This is a genomic window from Granulicella sp. L46 (genome assembly GCF_009765785.1).
Lineage (GTDB): Bacteria > Acidobacteriota > Terriglobia > Terriglobales > Acidobacteriaceae > Granulicella.
This window is the reverse complement of sequence record NZ_LMUT01000003.1, coordinates 470,140-486,059: the sequence shown is the minus strand read 5'-3', so window position 1 is coordinate 486,059 and position 15,920 is coordinate 470,140. Positions and strand designations below refer to the sequence as shown.

At 57.0% G+C, this 15,920-nt stretch carries 15 protein-coding genes and 1 tRNA gene; 12 read left to right on the top strand and 4 right to left on the bottom strand.

Features of this window, described 5'->3' with window-relative positions; all coding sequences use genetic code 11:
- Positions 1 to 27: 27 nt before the first annotated feature.
- Positions 28 to 804, bottom strand: a complete 777-nt coding sequence (locus GSQ80_RS02990; protein ID WP_158786012.1) for a hypothetical protein — start codon at positions 802 to 804, stop codon at positions 28 to 30.
- 216 nt (positions 805 to 1,020) lie between these two features.
- On the opposite strand from GSQ80_RS02990, the gene GSQ80_RS02985 reads away from it, so the two are divergent.
- The 3 genes from GSQ80_RS02985 to GSQ80_RS02975 all read left to right on the top strand — a co-directional run bounded on the left by GSQ80_RS02985 (position 1,021) and on the right by GSQ80_RS02975 (position 3,103).
- Entirely contained in the window at positions 1,021 to 1,872 is an 852-nt protein-coding gene (locus GSQ80_RS02985) for a hypothetical protein (protein WP_158786011.1), read from the top strand.
- Positions 1,873 to 2,124: 252 nt separating this feature from the next.
- Positions 2,125 to 2,487 (top strand): Rap1a/Tai family immunity protein, encoded by a 363-nt coding sequence (locus GSQ80_RS02980; RefSeq protein WP_158786010.1) that lies wholly within the window; start codon positions 2,125 to 2,127, stop codon positions 2,485 to 2,487.
- A gap of 28 nt (positions 2,488 to 2,515) precedes the next feature.
- Positions 2,516 to 3,103 (top strand): hypothetical protein, encoded by a 588-nt coding sequence (locus GSQ80_RS02975; RefSeq protein WP_158786009.1) that lies wholly within the window; start codon positions 2,516 to 2,518, stop codon positions 3,101 to 3,103.
- Between the two features lie 165 nt (positions 3,104 to 3,268).
- Here GSQ80_RS02975 and GSQ80_RS02970 read toward each other — a convergent pair whose 3' ends face one another.
- Positions 3,269 to 3,703, bottom strand: a complete 435-nt coding sequence (locus tag GSQ80_RS02970) for a hypothetical protein (RefSeq protein WP_158786008.1) — start codon at positions 3,701 to 3,703, stop codon at positions 3,269 to 3,271.
- A gap of 225 nt (positions 3,704 to 3,928) precedes the next feature.
- Here GSQ80_RS02970 and GSQ80_RS02965 point away from each other — a divergent pair, with 225 nt between their 5' ends.
- The 4 genes from GSQ80_RS02965 (at position 3,929) to GSQ80_RS02950 (ending at position 7,824) form a co-directional block, all read left to right on the top strand.
- Positions 3,929 to 4,171: a hypothetical protein gene (locus tag GSQ80_RS02965; RefSeq protein ID WP_158786007.1), complete on the top strand. Its 243-nt coding sequence runs from the start codon at positions 3,929 to 3,931 to the stop codon at positions 4,169 to 4,171.
- Between the two features lie 550 nt (positions 4,172 to 4,721).
- Entirely contained in the window at positions 4,722 to 4,952 is a 231-nt protein-coding gene (locus GSQ80_RS23820; protein WP_371315675.1) for a helix-turn-helix domain-containing protein, read from the top strand.
- Positions 4,949 to 5,425, top strand: a complete 477-nt coding sequence (locus GSQ80_RS02955) for a hypothetical protein (RefSeq protein WP_158786005.1) — start codon at positions 4,949 to 4,951, stop codon at positions 5,423 to 5,425. The genes GSQ80_RS23820 and GSQ80_RS02955 overlap by 4 nt, the downstream gene beginning before the upstream one ends.
- Positions 5,422 to 7,824 carry a phage/plasmid primase, P4 family gene (locus GSQ80_RS02950; RefSeq protein WP_158786004.1) on the top strand — a complete coding sequence of 801 codons (2,403 nt, stop codon included), beginning with the start codon at positions 5,422 to 5,424 and terminating at the stop codon, positions 7,822 to 7,824. The genes GSQ80_RS02955 and GSQ80_RS02950 overlap by 4 nt, the downstream gene beginning before the upstream one ends.
- A gap of 468 nt (positions 7,825 to 8,292) precedes the next feature.
- Here the strand turns inward: GSQ80_RS02950 and GSQ80_RS02945 are convergent.
- Positions 8,293 to 8,369 (bottom strand) — tRNA-Pro (locus tag GSQ80_RS02945).
- Positions 8,370 to 8,539: 170 nt separating this feature from the next.
- Positions 8,540 to 10,456 carry a hypothetical protein gene (locus GSQ80_RS02940; protein ID WP_158786003.1) on the bottom strand — a complete coding sequence of 639 codons (1,917 nt, stop codon included), beginning with the start codon at positions 10,454 to 10,456 and terminating at the stop codon, positions 8,540 to 8,542.
- Between the two features lie 402 nt (positions 10,457 to 10,858).
- Between GSQ80_RS02940 and cysD the strand changes: the two genes are divergently transcribed.
- The 5 genes from cysD to GSQ80_RS02915 are packed head-to-tail and all read left to right on the top strand — an operon-like array spanning position 10,859 to position 15,757.
- Complete coding sequence (cysD, locus tag GSQ80_RS02935) at positions 10,859 to 11,803, top strand: sulfate adenylyltransferase subunit CysD (protein WP_158786002.1); 945 nt, start codon at positions 10,859 to 10,861, stop codon at positions 11,801 to 11,803.
- A 38-nt stretch (positions 11,804 to 11,841) separates the two neighbouring features.
- Positions 11,842 to 13,464: a sulfate adenylyltransferase subunit CysN gene (gene cysN, locus GSQ80_RS02930; protein ID WP_254059422.1), complete on the top strand. Its 1,623-nt coding sequence runs from the start codon at positions 11,842 to 11,844 to the stop codon at positions 13,462 to 13,464.
- The gene (locus GSQ80_RS02925; protein ID WP_254059399.1) at positions 13,461 to 14,174 is read left to right on the top strand and encodes a phosphoadenylyl-sulfate reductase; all 714 of its coding nucleotides are present in this window, start codon (positions 13,461 to 13,463) and stop codon (positions 14,172 to 14,174) included. The genes cysN and GSQ80_RS02925 overlap by 4 nt, the downstream gene beginning before the upstream one ends.
- A gap of 9 nt (positions 14,175 to 14,183) precedes the next feature.
- Positions 14,184 to 15,209, top strand: coding sequence for an XdhC family protein (locus tag GSQ80_RS02920; RefSeq protein WP_158786000.1), 1,026 nt, complete (start codon positions 14,184 to 14,186; stop codon positions 15,207 to 15,209).
- Positions 15,206 to 15,757, top strand: coding sequence for an NTP transferase domain-containing protein (locus tag GSQ80_RS02915; RefSeq protein ID WP_158785999.1), 552 nt, complete (start codon positions 15,206 to 15,208; stop codon positions 15,755 to 15,757). The genes GSQ80_RS02920 and GSQ80_RS02915 overlap by 4 nt, the downstream gene beginning before the upstream one ends.
- Positions 15,758 to 15,920: the final 163 nt, after the last annotated feature.

The following is a 15,920-nucleotide window of genomic DNA, read 5'->3' as shown; positions in this document are numbered from 1 at the left end:
CTTTATGTTTTCTGGCAGAGCGCCATTTTAGGTGGTCCGAGGCACAACAAACGTATCCATACGAACGTCCGCCCATCGAGTCTGAGACGAGTACTGCAACCCGAATGAATCAGTTACGGACACGCTAACGCTGGCGGGGAAGGCTTCTTCACCCGTGTAGACCGACTCAAGATCAACCGGAAATTTCAACCAAACATCTTGATGCACGCCCTTCGCCAAAGGAGTGATTTGTAAACGAGATAAATACCACTTCATTATTAGCGGCATCCCACCTCGAAAATCATTGGACTCGGCTGCCTTTCTCTTAGCTGAGTAAGTAACTTCGCTGTCAGAAATAAACTTTACGTTTGAAATCTCTATAGTCAGCTCATACTTTGTAATAAGAGTAGCGACATCATTATGGTTCGTCAGTCTTACGGAGGCGTAGACAAAAGAAAAAGTCTCGCGGCTCGGATCATCTATGTCCCAAAAACACTCAAGTATTTCTGGGACAATCTTCGGACGTGTATTCAGGGCTTCTGCCTCTGTGGCTCTACGTTCGGCCTCTAGAACATGCGCGTATCGCTCTGCATCTAGCGTCACAGCGGCGTGCGCGCTTTGGTAGATGGCATACATAACGAATGCAGCAACGTATAGCCATAGTGTTGTGCGGATGAGCGACCAATCGATAGAGTGGTTGGGGTCATGAAAATAGACTGCAGCAGGCGGTACAACCAAGACCACCACCGCCCACAGGATGTTATCGCGCACCCACAGCATTGCATCCCGCCAAAGCACCGCTCCGAATCGTTTCCAATAACCCATGCCCCTAGCGTAGCGCGCGCCTGACGTTATTCGCTATTCGTTGCCCTCACGCGCCCGCGCGTTGATAGAGTGAGATGTCACATGATGGAGACTCAAACTATGAGCGAACCGAGTAGCAATCCGTGCCCAGGATGCAAAGAGCCCACTATACCCGGCAAAGCTTTTTGCGCGAACTGTGGTGCCCCTCTCAATAATGACTCCTTCCGGATCGTGGCTTTGATTAACGAAGCTTTGGAGTCCAGATTTAAGGACCGGGATTACGTCACCATGAAGACATCGGTTGACGTCGCGAGCAAACTCACGGACTGGTTCAAGCTTTTCCTCTATTGGGCTGCAATCCCTTTGGCTGTTCTTGTGATTATCCTCGGAGTGTTGGGGTTCCACAGCTATAGCGACTTCACCGCTAAGGTCGCTGAAGCGACGACCAAGGTGCAAGATGTGTCTCAAGCGGCAGTTAGTAAGGACTCGGCTGTCTCAGCGCAACTCGCCACTCTCCAATCGCATGTGCAGTCCGCTGAGGGTCAAGTCTCTGGGCTACAAGCTTCATCCAGCCAGATAGTGCAGCAGTACGCGCGGCTCCAGTCGAATTTGGAACGATATAGCCGAATCGATGAAAAAGTTGAACTCTTACAGAAGCAACTTACTGCGGTGCAGGGACAGGTCGTAGACATCGGCAATAAGAAATTCAAGGCGGGCTCTTTCGAGTCATCCGGCACCGACGAGAATGGAATAGCGTGGCCGTCATCCCTTATGTTGGGGAACCTAGGTTGTGGGCCATCAACTCTGAATGCAAATCACTCGATAGCGCTATGCGCAGAGAAGTCAGCATCCCGGCCGTTTGTGTTTTTTTCACAGAGAAGTCCCAACGGGGATGTGATGCCAATCGCCAGCGTGTCCCCTGTCGGATTCCAAGACGCTTCCATTGCACCAAAACCGGCTTGCACGATTACGACCAGGGGCACCATTTACGTGGAAAAGGGCAGCGGCGGAAACGCTGATAGGCCGTATTTGTGTTTGAGAAACGCGGACGCCTCTCTTGGGTGGGTGAGATTGCAAGTAACGCCTTGAACTTCAGAGGCTTTCGATCTTGGTCAAGCTCATCGTTACTAGTTGGGTATAAAAACTGCGCGCGCGAACTTGCCGATAACCCGGTTTTGCTGGAATGACCACGCTTAGCTAGGCGTTGCTTCTGACAAGCGATAGATCGAAGCAAAAGCGAACCATCAGCGCGTCATAAGCACTCCAGTCGTCGGGCTGGCAGTTGCTGGTAGCGGTAAGATTGGTGCCCGCACCACCCCTTCATGTGCGAAACTAGCGACCATGCTCATCCCTCTGCTGGCTGCCGCCATGGTTCTTTCGAAGCCCAACACTATCTATCTCGAATCTGGAGAAGCGTTAGTAAATATGTGCAAAAACGTCACAGAAGCCGGAACAAAGGTGTCGGTCGACGAGATCGACGCCGGTACGTGCATCGGATTCGTTATGGGGGTGGTTGATGGCGCAACGTTTGCGACACACACTCACCCAGACGATTTTCCTGCCTGTATACCGACGGCAGCGACCCGCAAGGAGCTGGTTTTGGTGGTTGTCAAATATGGCGAGGACCATCCAGAAAAACTACATCGTGCGGCGGGATTCTTTGTGTTGCAAGCTCTACAGTCCGCATATCCGTGTGGCCAATGAGGATGATGCTCAGGATTAGGAGCGTTCGATGACCAAGACTGAGTGGAAGGCTTTCCTAAAGTCAGAACTAGAAAGCAGTGAGATCAAAGGCATTGTTGATGCACTCCTTGAAAGCAAAGATGACCCTTCAGTAGCACTCAGGGCTTCGGCGTTGGTTGAGCTTTCTCTCACAGAATCTCTGCTGAGCCGGTTGTGGAGAAACAAGGGGCAGGCGGACGCTGAACTAACCGGCTTAGGTGGTCCCCTTGCCACTTTTGCGAGCAAAATCCGGATGGCAGAGGCGATGCGAATCATTGGCCCCAAAACTCGTCATGACCTCGACACGATCAAGGCAATCAGGAATGACTTCGCTCATTGTCACAGACAGATCACTTTCGACAACTTGCCCGTGGCGCAACTATGCAGGAGCCTCACCGTTGTCTACTGGCCCGGAATTCCACAAACGCCTGAATCTGAGCGCACACCGAAAGACCAGTTCACTTTCTGTGCTATCGGACTATTCCTGATACTCCGGGAAAGAGCCATTCAGACACCTAGGTATGCGACACCGAAGCGAACGCCCATTTATAAAGTGCGAAAGTGGTGGACTGAGGAATACCCCGAACCTATGCCGTGAAACCCACCAGCCTTTATGCGGCGGCTGACCAAATGATGTTTGTGAAACAGAACAGACTAAGTGGGTGCGGCAAGCACGCCACGACGGAGTATAGCTATGCCAAGTGGAGCAAGGTGAGGCAGGACCGTGTGGAGAGTCGTGTTGAGCGGACTTGATTTTCGTAATTCAGGATGGAAAATTCGCCGCTCGTAAGTTCGCCGCTTTTAGTACGCTATCCAATTCAGCGAACCGTTTCTTTGCCATGATTGCTTGTTGTTCGCCTTTGTAGGTCAACTTTATTTCTGCGTACGTGATATTGCCCAGTGCGCCCTTGCGCTTGCCACGGACTAGGCCGCCCGCGATTAGATTCTCAACGTCCTTCTCAACCTCCTCAATGTTGCGCGTCGGTTTGACATCTGAAGTCTCGCTTCTTTCGGATTCAGTTCTTCCTGTCCCGAGAAAACCCAACATTACCTGTAGTCGCGCGACCTTTTGTTGGAGCGTTGGTTCCTCCACCACGGTCGTCAAACTCTGGGTTGAGTGTGTTTCATCGGGGTGGTTGAAGAGGTAAATCAGGATAGCTACCTCGCTTTCGGAATACTCTGGAGCGTTTGGTCGCATAGCGTTGGCCTCCTCAGCTTTGTTCGAAAAGCATAGCACCCAAATTCCGAACAAAGGTGGGATTGGTCCTAGGCAAAAAGCCCCTCTGCACTAGGTCAACTCCGCTGCACGGTGCCGCCACGGGCACGTGGGCGCGTTGGTGGGCCATCCACATGCGCGCAGGTGTCGGCTTGACGCGCGAGGTACTATGGCAGCATGAAAGCGTATTTGCACCGATATTCAAACATGACCGAGGTGGCGAACCAGGACGGCTCTACCAAGCAAGTCGCGGGCGATCTGCAAGTTGAATATAGCGGCTCACCAACTCACACTTGGCCTTCGCGCATGGAAGCTCAGTATGAATGCGCGTATCTGAATGGGGCACTCGTCAAACTCGGCTTCCACATTTGCAGCTTCACGGTTGAGGAGCTTCCCGGTGGTCGGTTCGGCATCGTCTGCCTGGACCACTCGAACGATTCTCACCTGTAGTCAGAGCGTCCCAAAGTGTGGTAAATCGTCCACATTCTCAGAATTGTTTGTGTGCCGTTATTTGTGGATGGCGGAGCTCTATGGATGGTGTATTGGCAACATTATTACCCACCCCCTATGTAATTCATTCTATTGTCGTTACGTTGATTCCATAGATGCTCATTGCGTCAACCGCGCTGCAATGTATCGCTGTGCGCCTAAGTGCTTCGCAATCAATCACATCATGCCAGAAACGCATATAGTGTAGGCGCTGTTGGTCCAATGGGGCGTACGACGGGGGTTCCACCGTGAGCGTTTTCAATGGAATCAACAACTTACAAGGCTTACCACCCTATATGTAGGGCCAATTGGTTCAATGAAGCGAACAGCGGAATTTTGCTGCGAGGGTAAGATTCATGGAATCAATGATATAAGCCTCAAAACCCCCTATATGTAGGGCCAATTGCTCCGCGATGGGGTGAATTGGAGTGCGTTGCGTACTAGATAAGTGTAATGCATTCAACCACATAAGCCATAAAAGGCGCTATATGTAGGGTGATTCATTCCAAACATGGTGAATCCCACAAGAAAGGAACACATGGACATCATTCAGACAGTTGCACATCAGCCTGGATTGCTGAGCGGATCACGCTTGGCGCGATTGCTTGGGCTGGACAGAAAGACCATTGCGCGGATGGCGCGAGAAAACCGGATACCTCATCTGCGCTTAGGCGGGCGCATCCGCTTCAACCCGCAAGCAGTAGCCGGGTGGCTGCTTGCCTCACAGACGGAGGTGAAATGATGCGAACCACAGATGACCTCATCCGCATGGGCACGCCAACCGGAGTGAAGCAAGCGCGGTTGCTGCTTGACTTCAGCCAACTCACGCACCATCACGCTGGACTCACTGAACAACTGGCTCAGCTGGTGTACTCCAGGCTTGAGACAAACAATCGCGCCGCCTCAGTGCGTGAGGCTTTTGAGCGTTTGCGTTGGGACATCCGCATACGCATGAGCAATGACCTTGTGCCGCTGATGGGCCGCGCGCTGCTGTATGCACATCCCGATTTGAACGGAATGGTGCAACTCAACTCGGTGCCCTTGGATGAGGCATTGGGGATGCGCGTCTCTGAAAAGAAACTGCCGGGTGACTATGCGCGGCGGCTGGAGTGGCGTGACGGGCGGCCACTCACAGACGCACCCACACAGGTAATGAAGAAAGCAGCGCGGTCAGTTCGGCCCGCACAAGCCGAACTCTTTGAGGTGGCAGGATGAATTTTGCAGGGACGCATGAGGTACGGAGCAAGACGGAAACAGGGATATTTGCTGGCTACTTTGACAGCGAAGCAGCCGCCCTGTCCGCCGTGGAGCGGCTGGGCAACTACAAGGCGGCGTGGGCGACCCTCAACCCGCTCAGTGCCGATGCGTTGACCGCTGACACCACCATCAACCCCGCAGAGCTGGTGCGGTCGTACAAGACAGCGGCGGACGCGCACATTGCCCGCCGTGAATGGCTGCTCCTGGACTTTGATCCTCCGCGCCCAACCGACACCAACAGCACGGACACGGAGAAAGCAGCGGCGCACCAGCAAGCGGAAGAGTGCCGTGGTGAGCTAACCGCGATGGGTTGGCCCGTGCCTACGGTGATTGACAGCGGCAATGGCTTCCACTTGCGCTATCGCCTCAACCTGCCGAACGATGCGGCGGCGCATGGACTGGTGCGGTCGCTGCTTCACTCACTGGCGGAGCGTTATCCGATGCTGGACACCACCAACCACAACGCGGCGCGGGTGGCCAAATTGCCGGGAACGTGGACGCGGAAAGGCGAACACTCAATTGAGCGACCACACCGCGTTAGTGCAGTGCTCTCAGAAGGCTCAGGGAGGGTCACAGAGGCACAGCTACAACCTATCGCTGGGGACGTGACCACTGTTGAGTACGGAGCGCCCCAAGAGGTCACCAGCGATGAAGCCAAAGCCGCGCGGACATGGCTGCTTGGCTACCTGGAGCATTATGAGCTGGTGTCACGGACGGAGGCACGGCGTATCACTGGCGGCTGGAAAATCGGCATCTTCTGCCCGCTCACGGAGGCGGACGCACAGCCACATGATGAGCGCGATGAAACAAGCACCATCCTGCAAATCATCAACGGCAAGCTCGCGTTCAAGTGCTCGCATCACACATGCGAAAAGCAAGAGAGGAAAACGACTGTGTTCAAACAAGAGATGGCCAACCGCAAGCCCATCCCGTACCTACCTGAACCTGGACAAGACGCGGGGATTGTCTTCGGAACAGTACGGAGGACGCGGCCACTCCCTCCGCTTTTACAAGCAGATTTGGGAGATGACTTCCGCCGGGATAATCAAGACTTTGCCCTCATTACCGATGTGAACCCGCCGCTGCTTGCTGCATGGACCGGGAAAGCATGGGAGCTGCGTCCGGATAGGCGGCTGCTGAGCAAAGCGGTCAATGCTCACTTGAAACACCTCTATGCCCTGTACCCGCCTCCAGTTGAAGGCCGGGACAGGCGTGGGATGCTGAAGGCAAGCGATACGCTGGGAGGTGTCACGTCCTATGTGTGGCTGGACTTGCCTGAGAAGCGGCGGGAGCAGTTTGATACTGATGAGTATCTTCTAGGGTTGCCGGGCGGCTTGGTGGCCGATCTACGTGAGGGAGCGGTGCGTCTGATGCAACGTGAAGATTACATCTCACGGAGTTTGACCATAGCACCAGACGCAACCCATCCAACTCCGAGGTGGGCACGATTCCTCATGGAGCTTGCTTGCGGGGATCGTGACCTTGCGGAGTACCTACGGAGGTTGTGCGCCCTGTGTCTGGCAGCTCACCCTGAGCAGGCAATTTTTGCTTTGTACGGTAGCGGCAGAAATGGCAAAGGCTCATTCATCCGTGTACTGGAAGGCATCCTTGGCAACATGGCAGTCCTACTCCGTCCGCGTGAGCTGGCTGAGAGCAAGTTTGCAGATGACGCGAACAAACGGACTCTTTCAACGCTGGAGGGCGCGAGGCTGGTGTGTGTCCAAGAGGCCAAGACGGACAACCTAGATTTCCCGCTGCTGAAAGTCTTGAGTGGTGGAGATACCGTGAGCGCGGCGGCCATGAGGGAAAATGCACGGCAGATTAGGCCGACGTGGAAGCTGTTCCTCACCACCAATGAGCAGCCCATCTTTCCTGCTGATGCTGCGTTCCGTGGGCGCGTTCATCTGGTGCCATTCCGTGCGGACTTTAGCGAAGCACCCGAGACGACCATTGACGCCACACTGCACGCGGAGTTGCCGGGCATCTTGGCTGAGCTGATTGCGCTGTGCCCGTCTGTCATTCGGGACGGGCTTCGGAAACCAGCGACGGTGAAGGACTCAACGGATGAACTGTTTGCAGAGCTGGATATAGCGGCCCGGTTTCAAGGAGACTGCCTCGTGCCCGCGCCTGATGAAGCCGTAGCCGTTGCAGATGTGAGCACGGCGGCAATCCTATGGGCGCAACGCGAGGGCTTGGACACTGATGCGCGGTGCATCATGAGCGAACTGCGGAAAAGGTTCGGGAAGAGGTACGCCTTCCGCAAGGTTGAGGGCAAGAGTGTCCGCGTCTTAGTAGGTGTCCACTTGCGCGATTCGCTTCCCGTCGCGCGCACCGGAGTGATAGCGTCCGCAGCTTGAACGGACACACAGGACACACGTGTTTTAACTTATCGGATTGACCCCTCCAATAAATAAGAAAGGGGGTCGAAGAGATAAGGCGAAAACCGTGTGTCCGATGTGTCAATGTGGCGCGCGGGCAATGCCTCACCTTGAAATTAGGTGCCAAAGCGTTTCTTGAGTGGCCTCAGATTGGAGGAGATTTTAGTGCGGAGATAAGCGAGGGTAACCCAACAAATAGCTACGCTTCCCCCAAGAACAGTCCACCCCCGAGGTGTTGAGGTGATGTCGCGTGATAAGTGCGATAAGACATAGCAGAGCAACGCCTCCCCACACGCATAAGGCGAAAACTAGTCCGGCTATCCATGCTATGCGGCTCACGTCAGCCATACTACCGCACTACTGCGCACGAAATACTTGCGAAAAATGACCCCTTGGGTCATACTATTCAGCACGGAGAGATTGCTTGTAACTCATTGATTCTAAAAATGGTCGGGGCGAGAGGATTCGAACCTCCGACCCCCTGGTCCCGAACCAGGTGCGCTACCAGACTGCGCTACGCCCCGAACAATGGAATAGGTGAGTGGCTGGTCGTTTGTGGATGAACGCAAAACTCCGGGAAACAGCATGAGCTGCAACAACCACTGACCAACCTTTTGATTTTAGCAGAAGTTGGGAGCGGCCACGATGGGAGGGAGGGCGCGCTCCGGGATCCTGTGATCCACTGCTATGCCGTCTACTGTGGGGCCGGACTGCTGGTTGGGGCAGGCTGTGTTGTCTGCGTCTCAGGGGTAGCCGTCACCGGTGGGGTTGATCCGGGGGCGGGAGCAAGAGCAGCAGGCGACACTGGAGCCGCTACCGGCACTGCGGGTGCTCCAGGCGCAGAAGTTGCGGGTGCAGCCGCGGGTGTGGTCGGTGCTGCGGGTTGATCAGCCGGCGCGGTTGGTGTGGGTGTCGCTGTTGCCGGAGCTGTGTTCGCAGGAGGGGCAGGAGCAGGCGCTGGCCTTTGGAAAGCCGCTCCGCGAGGCCTCGACGTTCCCCCGGAGCGAGTGACGCCGTATGCCTGTCCGTGACGGATGATGGTTTTTTCGTCGAATTTGTGGGTGTCTTGATCGCTGAAGGTTGCGCCTGCAGGAACCAGCGTGTCTGTCACGACCATCCCGGTGGGTGGCCCGACGCGGAGTTCGATGCGGGTGGGATCAATACCCTTTTCGTCAACCAGGTATTGACGTGCGTTGAGGGCACGCTCTGCGGCGGCCTCGGGCTTCTCATCCGGCGTCGAGTTACCGACCATGACGAGGTGGGCGTCGGTCTGCTGCGAAAGCGTGAGAGCGATGTCGTCAAGGCAGCCCTTGGCTTCGTTGTCGACGCGCACGGGCCGACGGCGATCGCGTGTGAAGCTCAGGCTGCAGAGCGGCTGAGTCTGCGGGACGGTAACGACTGGCGCAGTGATGATGACGTCGGTGGTCGCTTTGGCGGTCTGTCCGAGATCGTCGACCAGGTTGCAGGTGACGGTGATGGTCATTGGACTCAAGCCCGCGGTGGTGAGGACTGCGGTGGGTCCAGAGCTTCCGATTACGCCTGCCGTGGCGCTGTAGGAATACGTGAGCGGACGATTCTGCGGGCTGACGCCGACGGTGCTGATGGCGATGTCGGTACCGGAAACCGCAGTGCTGGGGTTGGCGCTGCAGGTGAGGGTGGGCGCCTGGAAGGCCTGGATGGAAAAGGGCGCGGCGCAGGATGCCTGCTGGCGAGGTTTGGGGCCTTCCTCTACATGTCCGGTGACGACGTAGTCACCAGGTGCGAGGCCGGTGGTATCGATCGTCGCTTCCGGGCCGGAGGCGTTGATCTTGCCGCCATTGGCAGCCCAGGTGTAGACCGGAGTTTTCTTCGGATTCAGGTGCAGGGCGTTGGCTTCGACTTTAACGGGATCGCCAGGAAAGACGCTCGCGGGCTGAGCGCCGCAGCCGAGCATGACGGGCACCGGCGGTTCGACGTCGCCCATCCGAACGACAAGGCCGGCAGAGAGTTTCAGATTGCTGAGCGAGCTGAAGCCGCCCTCCTGTCCAGCAGGAAGGAGCAGTGGACCGTAAACGACCTGGGAACGTTGATAGTCGGCTTGAATGGGACGGATGGCGAGGTGCTGACCCCAGAAGGGCAGAACGTAATCGAGACCAACACCGCCGGTGACTCCCCATCCCCACATCAAGGACTGAGCGGCTGGGCCATTGGTGCGCTCGCCGCCGCCGAGTATGTGGGCGAAAGGCACCCAGCGTCCTAACGGGTATCGGAAGATGGGACCGCCTTCGGCGGTGTATACCAGTTGACTGCAGGTTTCGCCGGTGCACGACGGAATATATTGCTTATGCTCGTTGGTGCCAGAGAAGTAGCCGCCCTCGAGTTCAACGCCGAAGTAGCGATTGAACCAGGTGGAGACGCCGACGGTGGCGTTGGGATTGTAGACACTCTGAAACTCATAGCCGGCGACGCTGCTATTGAAGGGATGGAAGTAGCCGTAGCCGCCATAGATGTCGACGCGCGAATCAATATGCTGTTCGCCACCTTTTGACGCCTGCGCAGAGGAGACTGCCGCAGCAGCACCAAGACCGACGACAACTAAAAGAAGCGAAGCCCATTGAGTCAAGCGTTGCATTGCGGCGATTCCTCCAAAGAACCCGGACAGAGTGAAAGGTATTTCATGGAGCAGAGGTTTCGAGAAGCTGCATGGAATGAGGCGGGTGCGCCAGATTCACTTCTGTAGTATCCCCTAGAAGGCATCGAACGTATGAAGGAAAACGTGGTTTAACGGCTGACTCAAGCTTGATGCTCGGCTTCGAAGCGAATAAGCTCAATAGGATGGAAGTCTTCAGTTTACGGATTACGCGATGTCCACGGCAAAGTCGATTTTGCTAATGAGCGCGCGCGTACTCGATCTTATCCCGTGAACGGCTTCATCTAAAAACTTCTGGTGAACACATAGTAACCCTATAGGCCTTTTGCGGGGCACTTCATCTGTGACAAAGCAGGCCGTTCGAGATCTGCAAGGAGAGGTTGCTTGCTTACTGACAGAGCCACTGGCGAAGGTATCGCGAAACTTCATCAGAAGCGGTTGAATCATCTTGAGGCATTGGAGGCGGAAAGCCTTTATATCTTGCGCGAGGCTGTTGCTGAATTTGCGCGCCCGGTGATGCTCTACTCCATTGGAAAGGATTCGAGCGTCATGCTGCGGTTGGCGCAGAAGGCATTCTACCCGGGCAAGATCCCGTTTCCGCTGCTGCATGTCGATACGAGTTACAAGTTTCCCGAGATGATTTCCTTTCGCGATAACTATGCGAAGGAGATCGGCGCGGAGTTGATCGTGCATCGCAATGAGGCGGCCATCGCGGATGGGGCGAGCCCTTGGAAGCTGGGAACGCAGAACTGTTGCGGGGCACTTAAAACTCGGTCTCTGCTGGACGCGCTGGAAGAAGGCGGGTTTGATGCGGCGTTTGGTGGGGCGCGACGCGACGAAGAGAAGAGCCGGGCGAAGGAGAGGGTTTACAGCTTTCGCGATGCAGCGGGGCAGTGGGACCCGAAGAATCAAAGGCCCGAGCTGTGGAGTCTGTATAACTCGCGTCTGCGCAAGGGCGAGAGCATACGAGTATTTCCACTTTCGAATTGGACGGAGCTGGACGTGTGGCTTTATTTGTATGCCGAGCAGATCCCGATCGTGCCGTTGTATTACGCGGAGGATCGGCTGGCGGTGATCCGCGGTGGCATGATTACGCTGGTGCACGAGGGTATGCATTTACTGCCGGGGGAGAAGCCCGAGTTGATGAAGGTTCGGATGCGGTCATTGGGATGCGCGCCATGCACAGGTGCGATCCGTAGTGAGGCAGAAACTTTGCCGGAGATCATCGAGGAGTTGATTGGCTTCCGCCGCAGTGAGCGCGAGGGTCGCGCAATTGATCACGATGAAGAGGGATCGATGGAGTTGAAGAAGCGGGAGGGCTACTTCTAATGAGCACACTGCCTTCAGCTGAGAGATCTGTGAATAAGATGAGCTTCCGTGCGTTTCTCGATAGCCATCTGGAACAGGAGATGCTGCGGTTTACTACGGCTGGCAGCGTCGACGACGGCAAGAGCACGTTAATTGGACGGCTGTTGCACGACACCAAGAGTGTGTATGAGGATCAGCTTGCTTCGATCCGTGCGAGCAGGGTGAATCGCTCGGGCGGCGCGGTGGACCTGTCGCTGTTGACTGATGGTTTGAAGGCGGAACGCGAGCAGGGCATTACGATCGACGTGGCCTATCGGTACTTCTCCACGGCGAAGCGCAAGTTCATCATTGCCGACACGCCCGGGCATGAGCAGTACACGCGCAATATGGCGACGGGTGCATCCACAGCGGATGTTGCGATTGTGCTGATTGATGCGAAGGCATTTCAGCGGGCTGGGGAGTTGCTGCCGCAGTCCCGGAGGCATACTTACATTGCGAGCCTGTTGCGGATTCCGCATGTGGTGGCGGCCATTAACAAGATGGATCTGGTGGACTACAGCGCGGAGATCTTTGAGAAGGTGTCCGCGGAGTTTGCTGCGCTCGCAAAGCGGCTTGGGCTGAAGAGCGTCGAGGTAATTCCAGTGAGTGCGCTGGCGGGCGATAACGTCGTCGAGCACAGCACGAACATGGGGTGGTACACGGGGCCAACCCTGTTGGAGTACCTGGAGACTGTGCCGTTGACGATTCGTGAGACGGCGGATGGGCCTTTGCGTTTTCCGGTGCAACTGGTGGTGCGACCGGACGCGGAGTTCAGGGGGTTTGCAGGGCGCGTTGAACGCGGCGAGGTGCGGCCCGGCATGCGGGTGAAGGCGTTGCCGAGTGGCCGGGTTACGACAGTGAAGAGCATTATCACCTATGATGGAGAGCTTTCGGTTGCAAGTTTTCCGCTGAGCGTGACACTCGAGCTCGAGGACGAGATCGATCTCAGTCGTGGGGAGATGCTGATCGGGGAGAATCAGAATGCTCCGCGGGTGAGCAGCGCGTTTCGCGCGATGGTGGTGTGGATGCACGAGCAACCGCTGATTGCGGGGCAAACGTATCTAGCAAAACATACGACGCGAACGGTTCGGGCCACGGTGAGAAAGATTCTCTATGGGGTCGATATTCAATCGGCCGAGCAGCGCGAGTCTTCGCGGTTGCAGATGAACGATATCGCGGAAGTCGAATTCGATACGAGCTTGCCTCTGTTTTTCGACGCTTATGCAACGAATCGCGAGATGGGCGCGTTGATCCTGATTGAGCCGGTGACGAACGCTACGGTGGGCGCAGCGATGATCATTGATGCGGTCGAACCGCTTCGGAGAGAGACGGAAGCTGGAAAGGGTGCTGCGTTTGTTTGGTTGCGGGATCGGCCAGCAGAAGCGGCTGCGTTTCGGGATGCTTTGCAGGCGCGGGGCCGGGCTGCGGTAATCGTAGATGACGCGTTGATTCCGGAGGTTGCGCTCGCGGGTGTCGTGCGCGCTTTGCAGCTGGCTGAGGTTAGTGCGATATCGGCACGCGCTGCGCTGAGCGATTCGACCATCGAAGCAGTGAGGAAGGCGGCTGGAGACAGCTACTTTGAGTCGTTTGTGGATGCTTCGAGATGGATGGATGCCTCATCCAATGCAGAGGAGATGCCGTGAGCAACGATGGGATTGCATTGCTCGGTGTGAGTGAGACACTTTCAGCAGAAGAGCTGGTCGCCAAGGTAGTGCGGGACGCTGAGCGGGAGAATGCCTTAGCGAGCGTATGTCTGACGAGCAGCTTTCAGACGGAAGACATGGTGGTGCTGCATATGTTGCGCGAGCACTTGCCGTGGGTTCCGGTGATCTTCCTGGAGACGGGATATCACTTTCCTGAGTTGATCGCCTATCGTGACCGGATGGTTGTTGAGTGGGACCTGAACCTTGTGAACGCGCTCCCGAAGACGACTTTGGAAGAGCATGAGCGTGAGTTTGGATTGCTGCATATTGTGGAGCCGACGAAGTGCTGCGCGATTCGCAAGGTGGAACCGCTGATGCGCTCGCTGGAGCCGTACTCGTGGTGGTTTACGGGGTTGCGGCGGGAGCAGTCGCCTACCCGGGTGGGGTTGAGGAAGGTTGAGGACCATCGTCTACCGACGGGCAAGAGCTTGAAGAAGGTGAGTGTGTTGGCGGATTGGGACTGGGCCCGGGTGGAGGGGTATGCGCGCGAGCATGGGATTCCTCGGCTGGAGCTGTATGACCAGGGGTACACCAGTATTGGGTGTGAGCCTTGCACGGCTGTGCCGGCGGCGGGGGCTGATCCTCGGAGTGGGCGTTGGGGCGGCACGAAGTTGGAGTGTGGCATCCATACGTTTAGCGAGAAGGTGTAGGGAGGCAGCATGCGCGAGCGGCGGAGGATTGTGGAGCTGTGGCGGCGCGGGGATGCGGTGGCGCTGGTTACGCTGGTGCGAGTGGAGGGGTCTAGTTATCGGGAGGTGGGGGCGCGGTTACTGGTGGCGTCGGACGGGGAATATGCGGGGTCGATCTCGGGAGGGTGTCTGGAGGCCGAGGTGGTGCGGAAGGCTGCGTGGATGGTGCGCGACGGCGCGGTGGTGGAGAGGTACTCTACGCTGTTCGACGACACGGCGGAGATTCCGTATGGGTTGGGTTGTGGCGGGACGGTGGATCTGCTGGTGGAGCCTGCGGGGACAGTGGAGTTTGAGGGTTTGATGGAGGCGCTGGAGGCATCGTTGGAGGGTGTCGAGAGTCGGGTGGTGACTTGGCTGCCGGAGAATGGGGCGTTGCTGCGACGGGTTGTCGGCGAGGTGGAGACGGAAGGTGGGTTTGAGGAGAGGATTGGGGCTCCACAGCGGTTGGTGGTGTTTGGTGCGGGAGACGATGCTCGGCCGTTGGTGCAGATGGCGGCGCTGATGGGATGGAACGTGGTGGTGGTGGATGGACGAGCGCAGTGGGCGCGGGCGGAGCGGTTCCCGGAGGCGACGCTGGTGGTGGTTGCGGAGGGGTTTGGGCAGTTGGAGGCGTTGGGGATTGGGGCTCGGGATGCAGTGGTGGTGATGACGCATAGCTATGAGCAGGATCGGGTGTGGTTCGCGGGAGCGTTGCGGTGTGAGCCGCGGTATCTGGGGTTGCTGGGTGCTCGGCACCGAAGCGCGTTGCTGGTGAGCGAGACGGCTGCGCTGCTGGGATGGAGCGTGGAGCGGGCTTGCGAAGGGCTGTTCGCGCCGGTTGGGTTGGACCTTGGCGGCGATGGCGCGGAGGCGATTGCGCTGGCTGTCGTTGCGGAGATCCAGGCTTGTTGCGAGGGGAAGCTGGGGAGCTCGCGGCGGATGACTGCCGAGATGGTGGAAGAGCAGATTGCGCAGGGTGGAGCTTCGCGGTATCTGCAGGCGCAGTGTGCGTTGTGACGGTTGCGGCTGTTGTGTTGGCTGCTGGGGCTTCGCGGCGGTTGGGTCGGGCGAAGCAGAGTGTGGAGATTGGCGGAAAGACGCTGCTGGAGCGGGCGGTTCGGGTGGCGGTCGAGGCTGGGTTGGAGCCGGTGATAGTCGTGGTTCGCGATGCGGAAGTGGGGAAGTCGCTGCGCGGTTGCAAGTTGGTGGTGAATGAGCTTGCGGATGAAGGGATGGCGAGTTCGATCCGTGTTGGCGTTGCGCGGGCTCGGGAGTTGGGTGTAGTTGGAGTGGTGGTGATGGCTTGCGACCAGGTTGCGCTACGGGCGGAACATCTGCGGGAGTTGTGTGGCGAGGTTGGTCGGGTTACGGGTTCGGGGTATGCGGGGAAGGTTGGGATTCCGGCTTATTTTCCCAAGGAAAATTTTGGGGAGTTGATGGAGTTGCGGGGCGATGTGGGGGCTCGGGAGCTGCTGCGGGGAGCGGCGGCGATTATCGATGAGGGGTTGGGGTTGGATGTGGATACGGAAGCGGATTTTCAACGTGCTCGGGGGATGCTGGGGTAGGGTACCCCCCTCCCCCCTGGTTTCACTTTTCCTTAGCGAAGTCGTTTGGAATGTTATGGTTAGATGGTAAAGACTAGTTTCAAACGGCTCATTCTAAGCGGGTTACACGTATGATTTTCTTTCTATTGGAGTTAGGGGCTAAAAGTGAAAGCTGCAGCGGCTG

Bases quoted from the DNA above. Each gene is read 5' to 3' on its own strand.
- GSQ80_RS02990 (WP_158786012.1), bottom strand. From the start codon at position 804: ATGGGTTATTGGAAACGATTCGGAGCGGTGCTTTGGCGGGATGCAATG.
- GSQ80_RS02980 (WP_158786010.1), top strand. From the start codon at position 2,125: ATGCTCATCCCTCTGCTGGCTGCCGCCATGGTTCTTTCGAAGCCCAAC.
- GSQ80_RS02975 (WP_158786009.1), top strand. From the start codon at position 2,516: ATGACCAAGACTGAGTGGAAGGCTTTCCTAAAGTCAGAACTAGAAAGC.
- GSQ80_RS02970 (WP_158786008.1), bottom strand. From the start codon at position 3,703: ATGCGACCAAACGCTCCAGAGTATTCCGAAAGCGAGGTAGCTATCCTG.
- GSQ80_RS02965 (WP_158786007.1), top strand. From the start codon at position 3,929: ATGACCGAGGTGGCGAACCAGGACGGCTCTACCAAGCAAGTCGCGGGC.
- GSQ80_RS23820 (WP_371315675.1), top strand. From the start codon at position 4,722: ATGGTGAATCCCACAAGAAAGGAACACATGGACATCATTCAGACAGTT.
- GSQ80_RS02955 (WP_158786005.1), top strand. From the start codon at position 4,949: ATGATGCGAACCACAGATGACCTCATCCGCATGGGCACGCCAACCGGA.
- GSQ80_RS02950 (WP_158786004.1), top strand. From the start codon at position 5,422: ATGAATTTTGCAGGGACGCATGAGGTACGGAGCAAGACGGAAACAGGG.
- GSQ80_RS02940 (WP_158786003.1), bottom strand. From the start codon at position 10,456: ATGCAACGCTTGACTCAATGGGCTTCGCTTCTTTTAGTTGTCGTCGGT.
- cysN (WP_254059422.1), top strand. From the start codon at position 11,842: ATGAGCTTCCGTGCGTTTCTCGATAGCCATCTGGAACAGGAGATGCTG.
- GSQ80_RS02920 (WP_158786000.1), top strand. From the start codon at position 14,184: ATGCGCGAGCGGCGGAGGATTGTGGAGCTGTGGCGGCGCGGGGATGCG.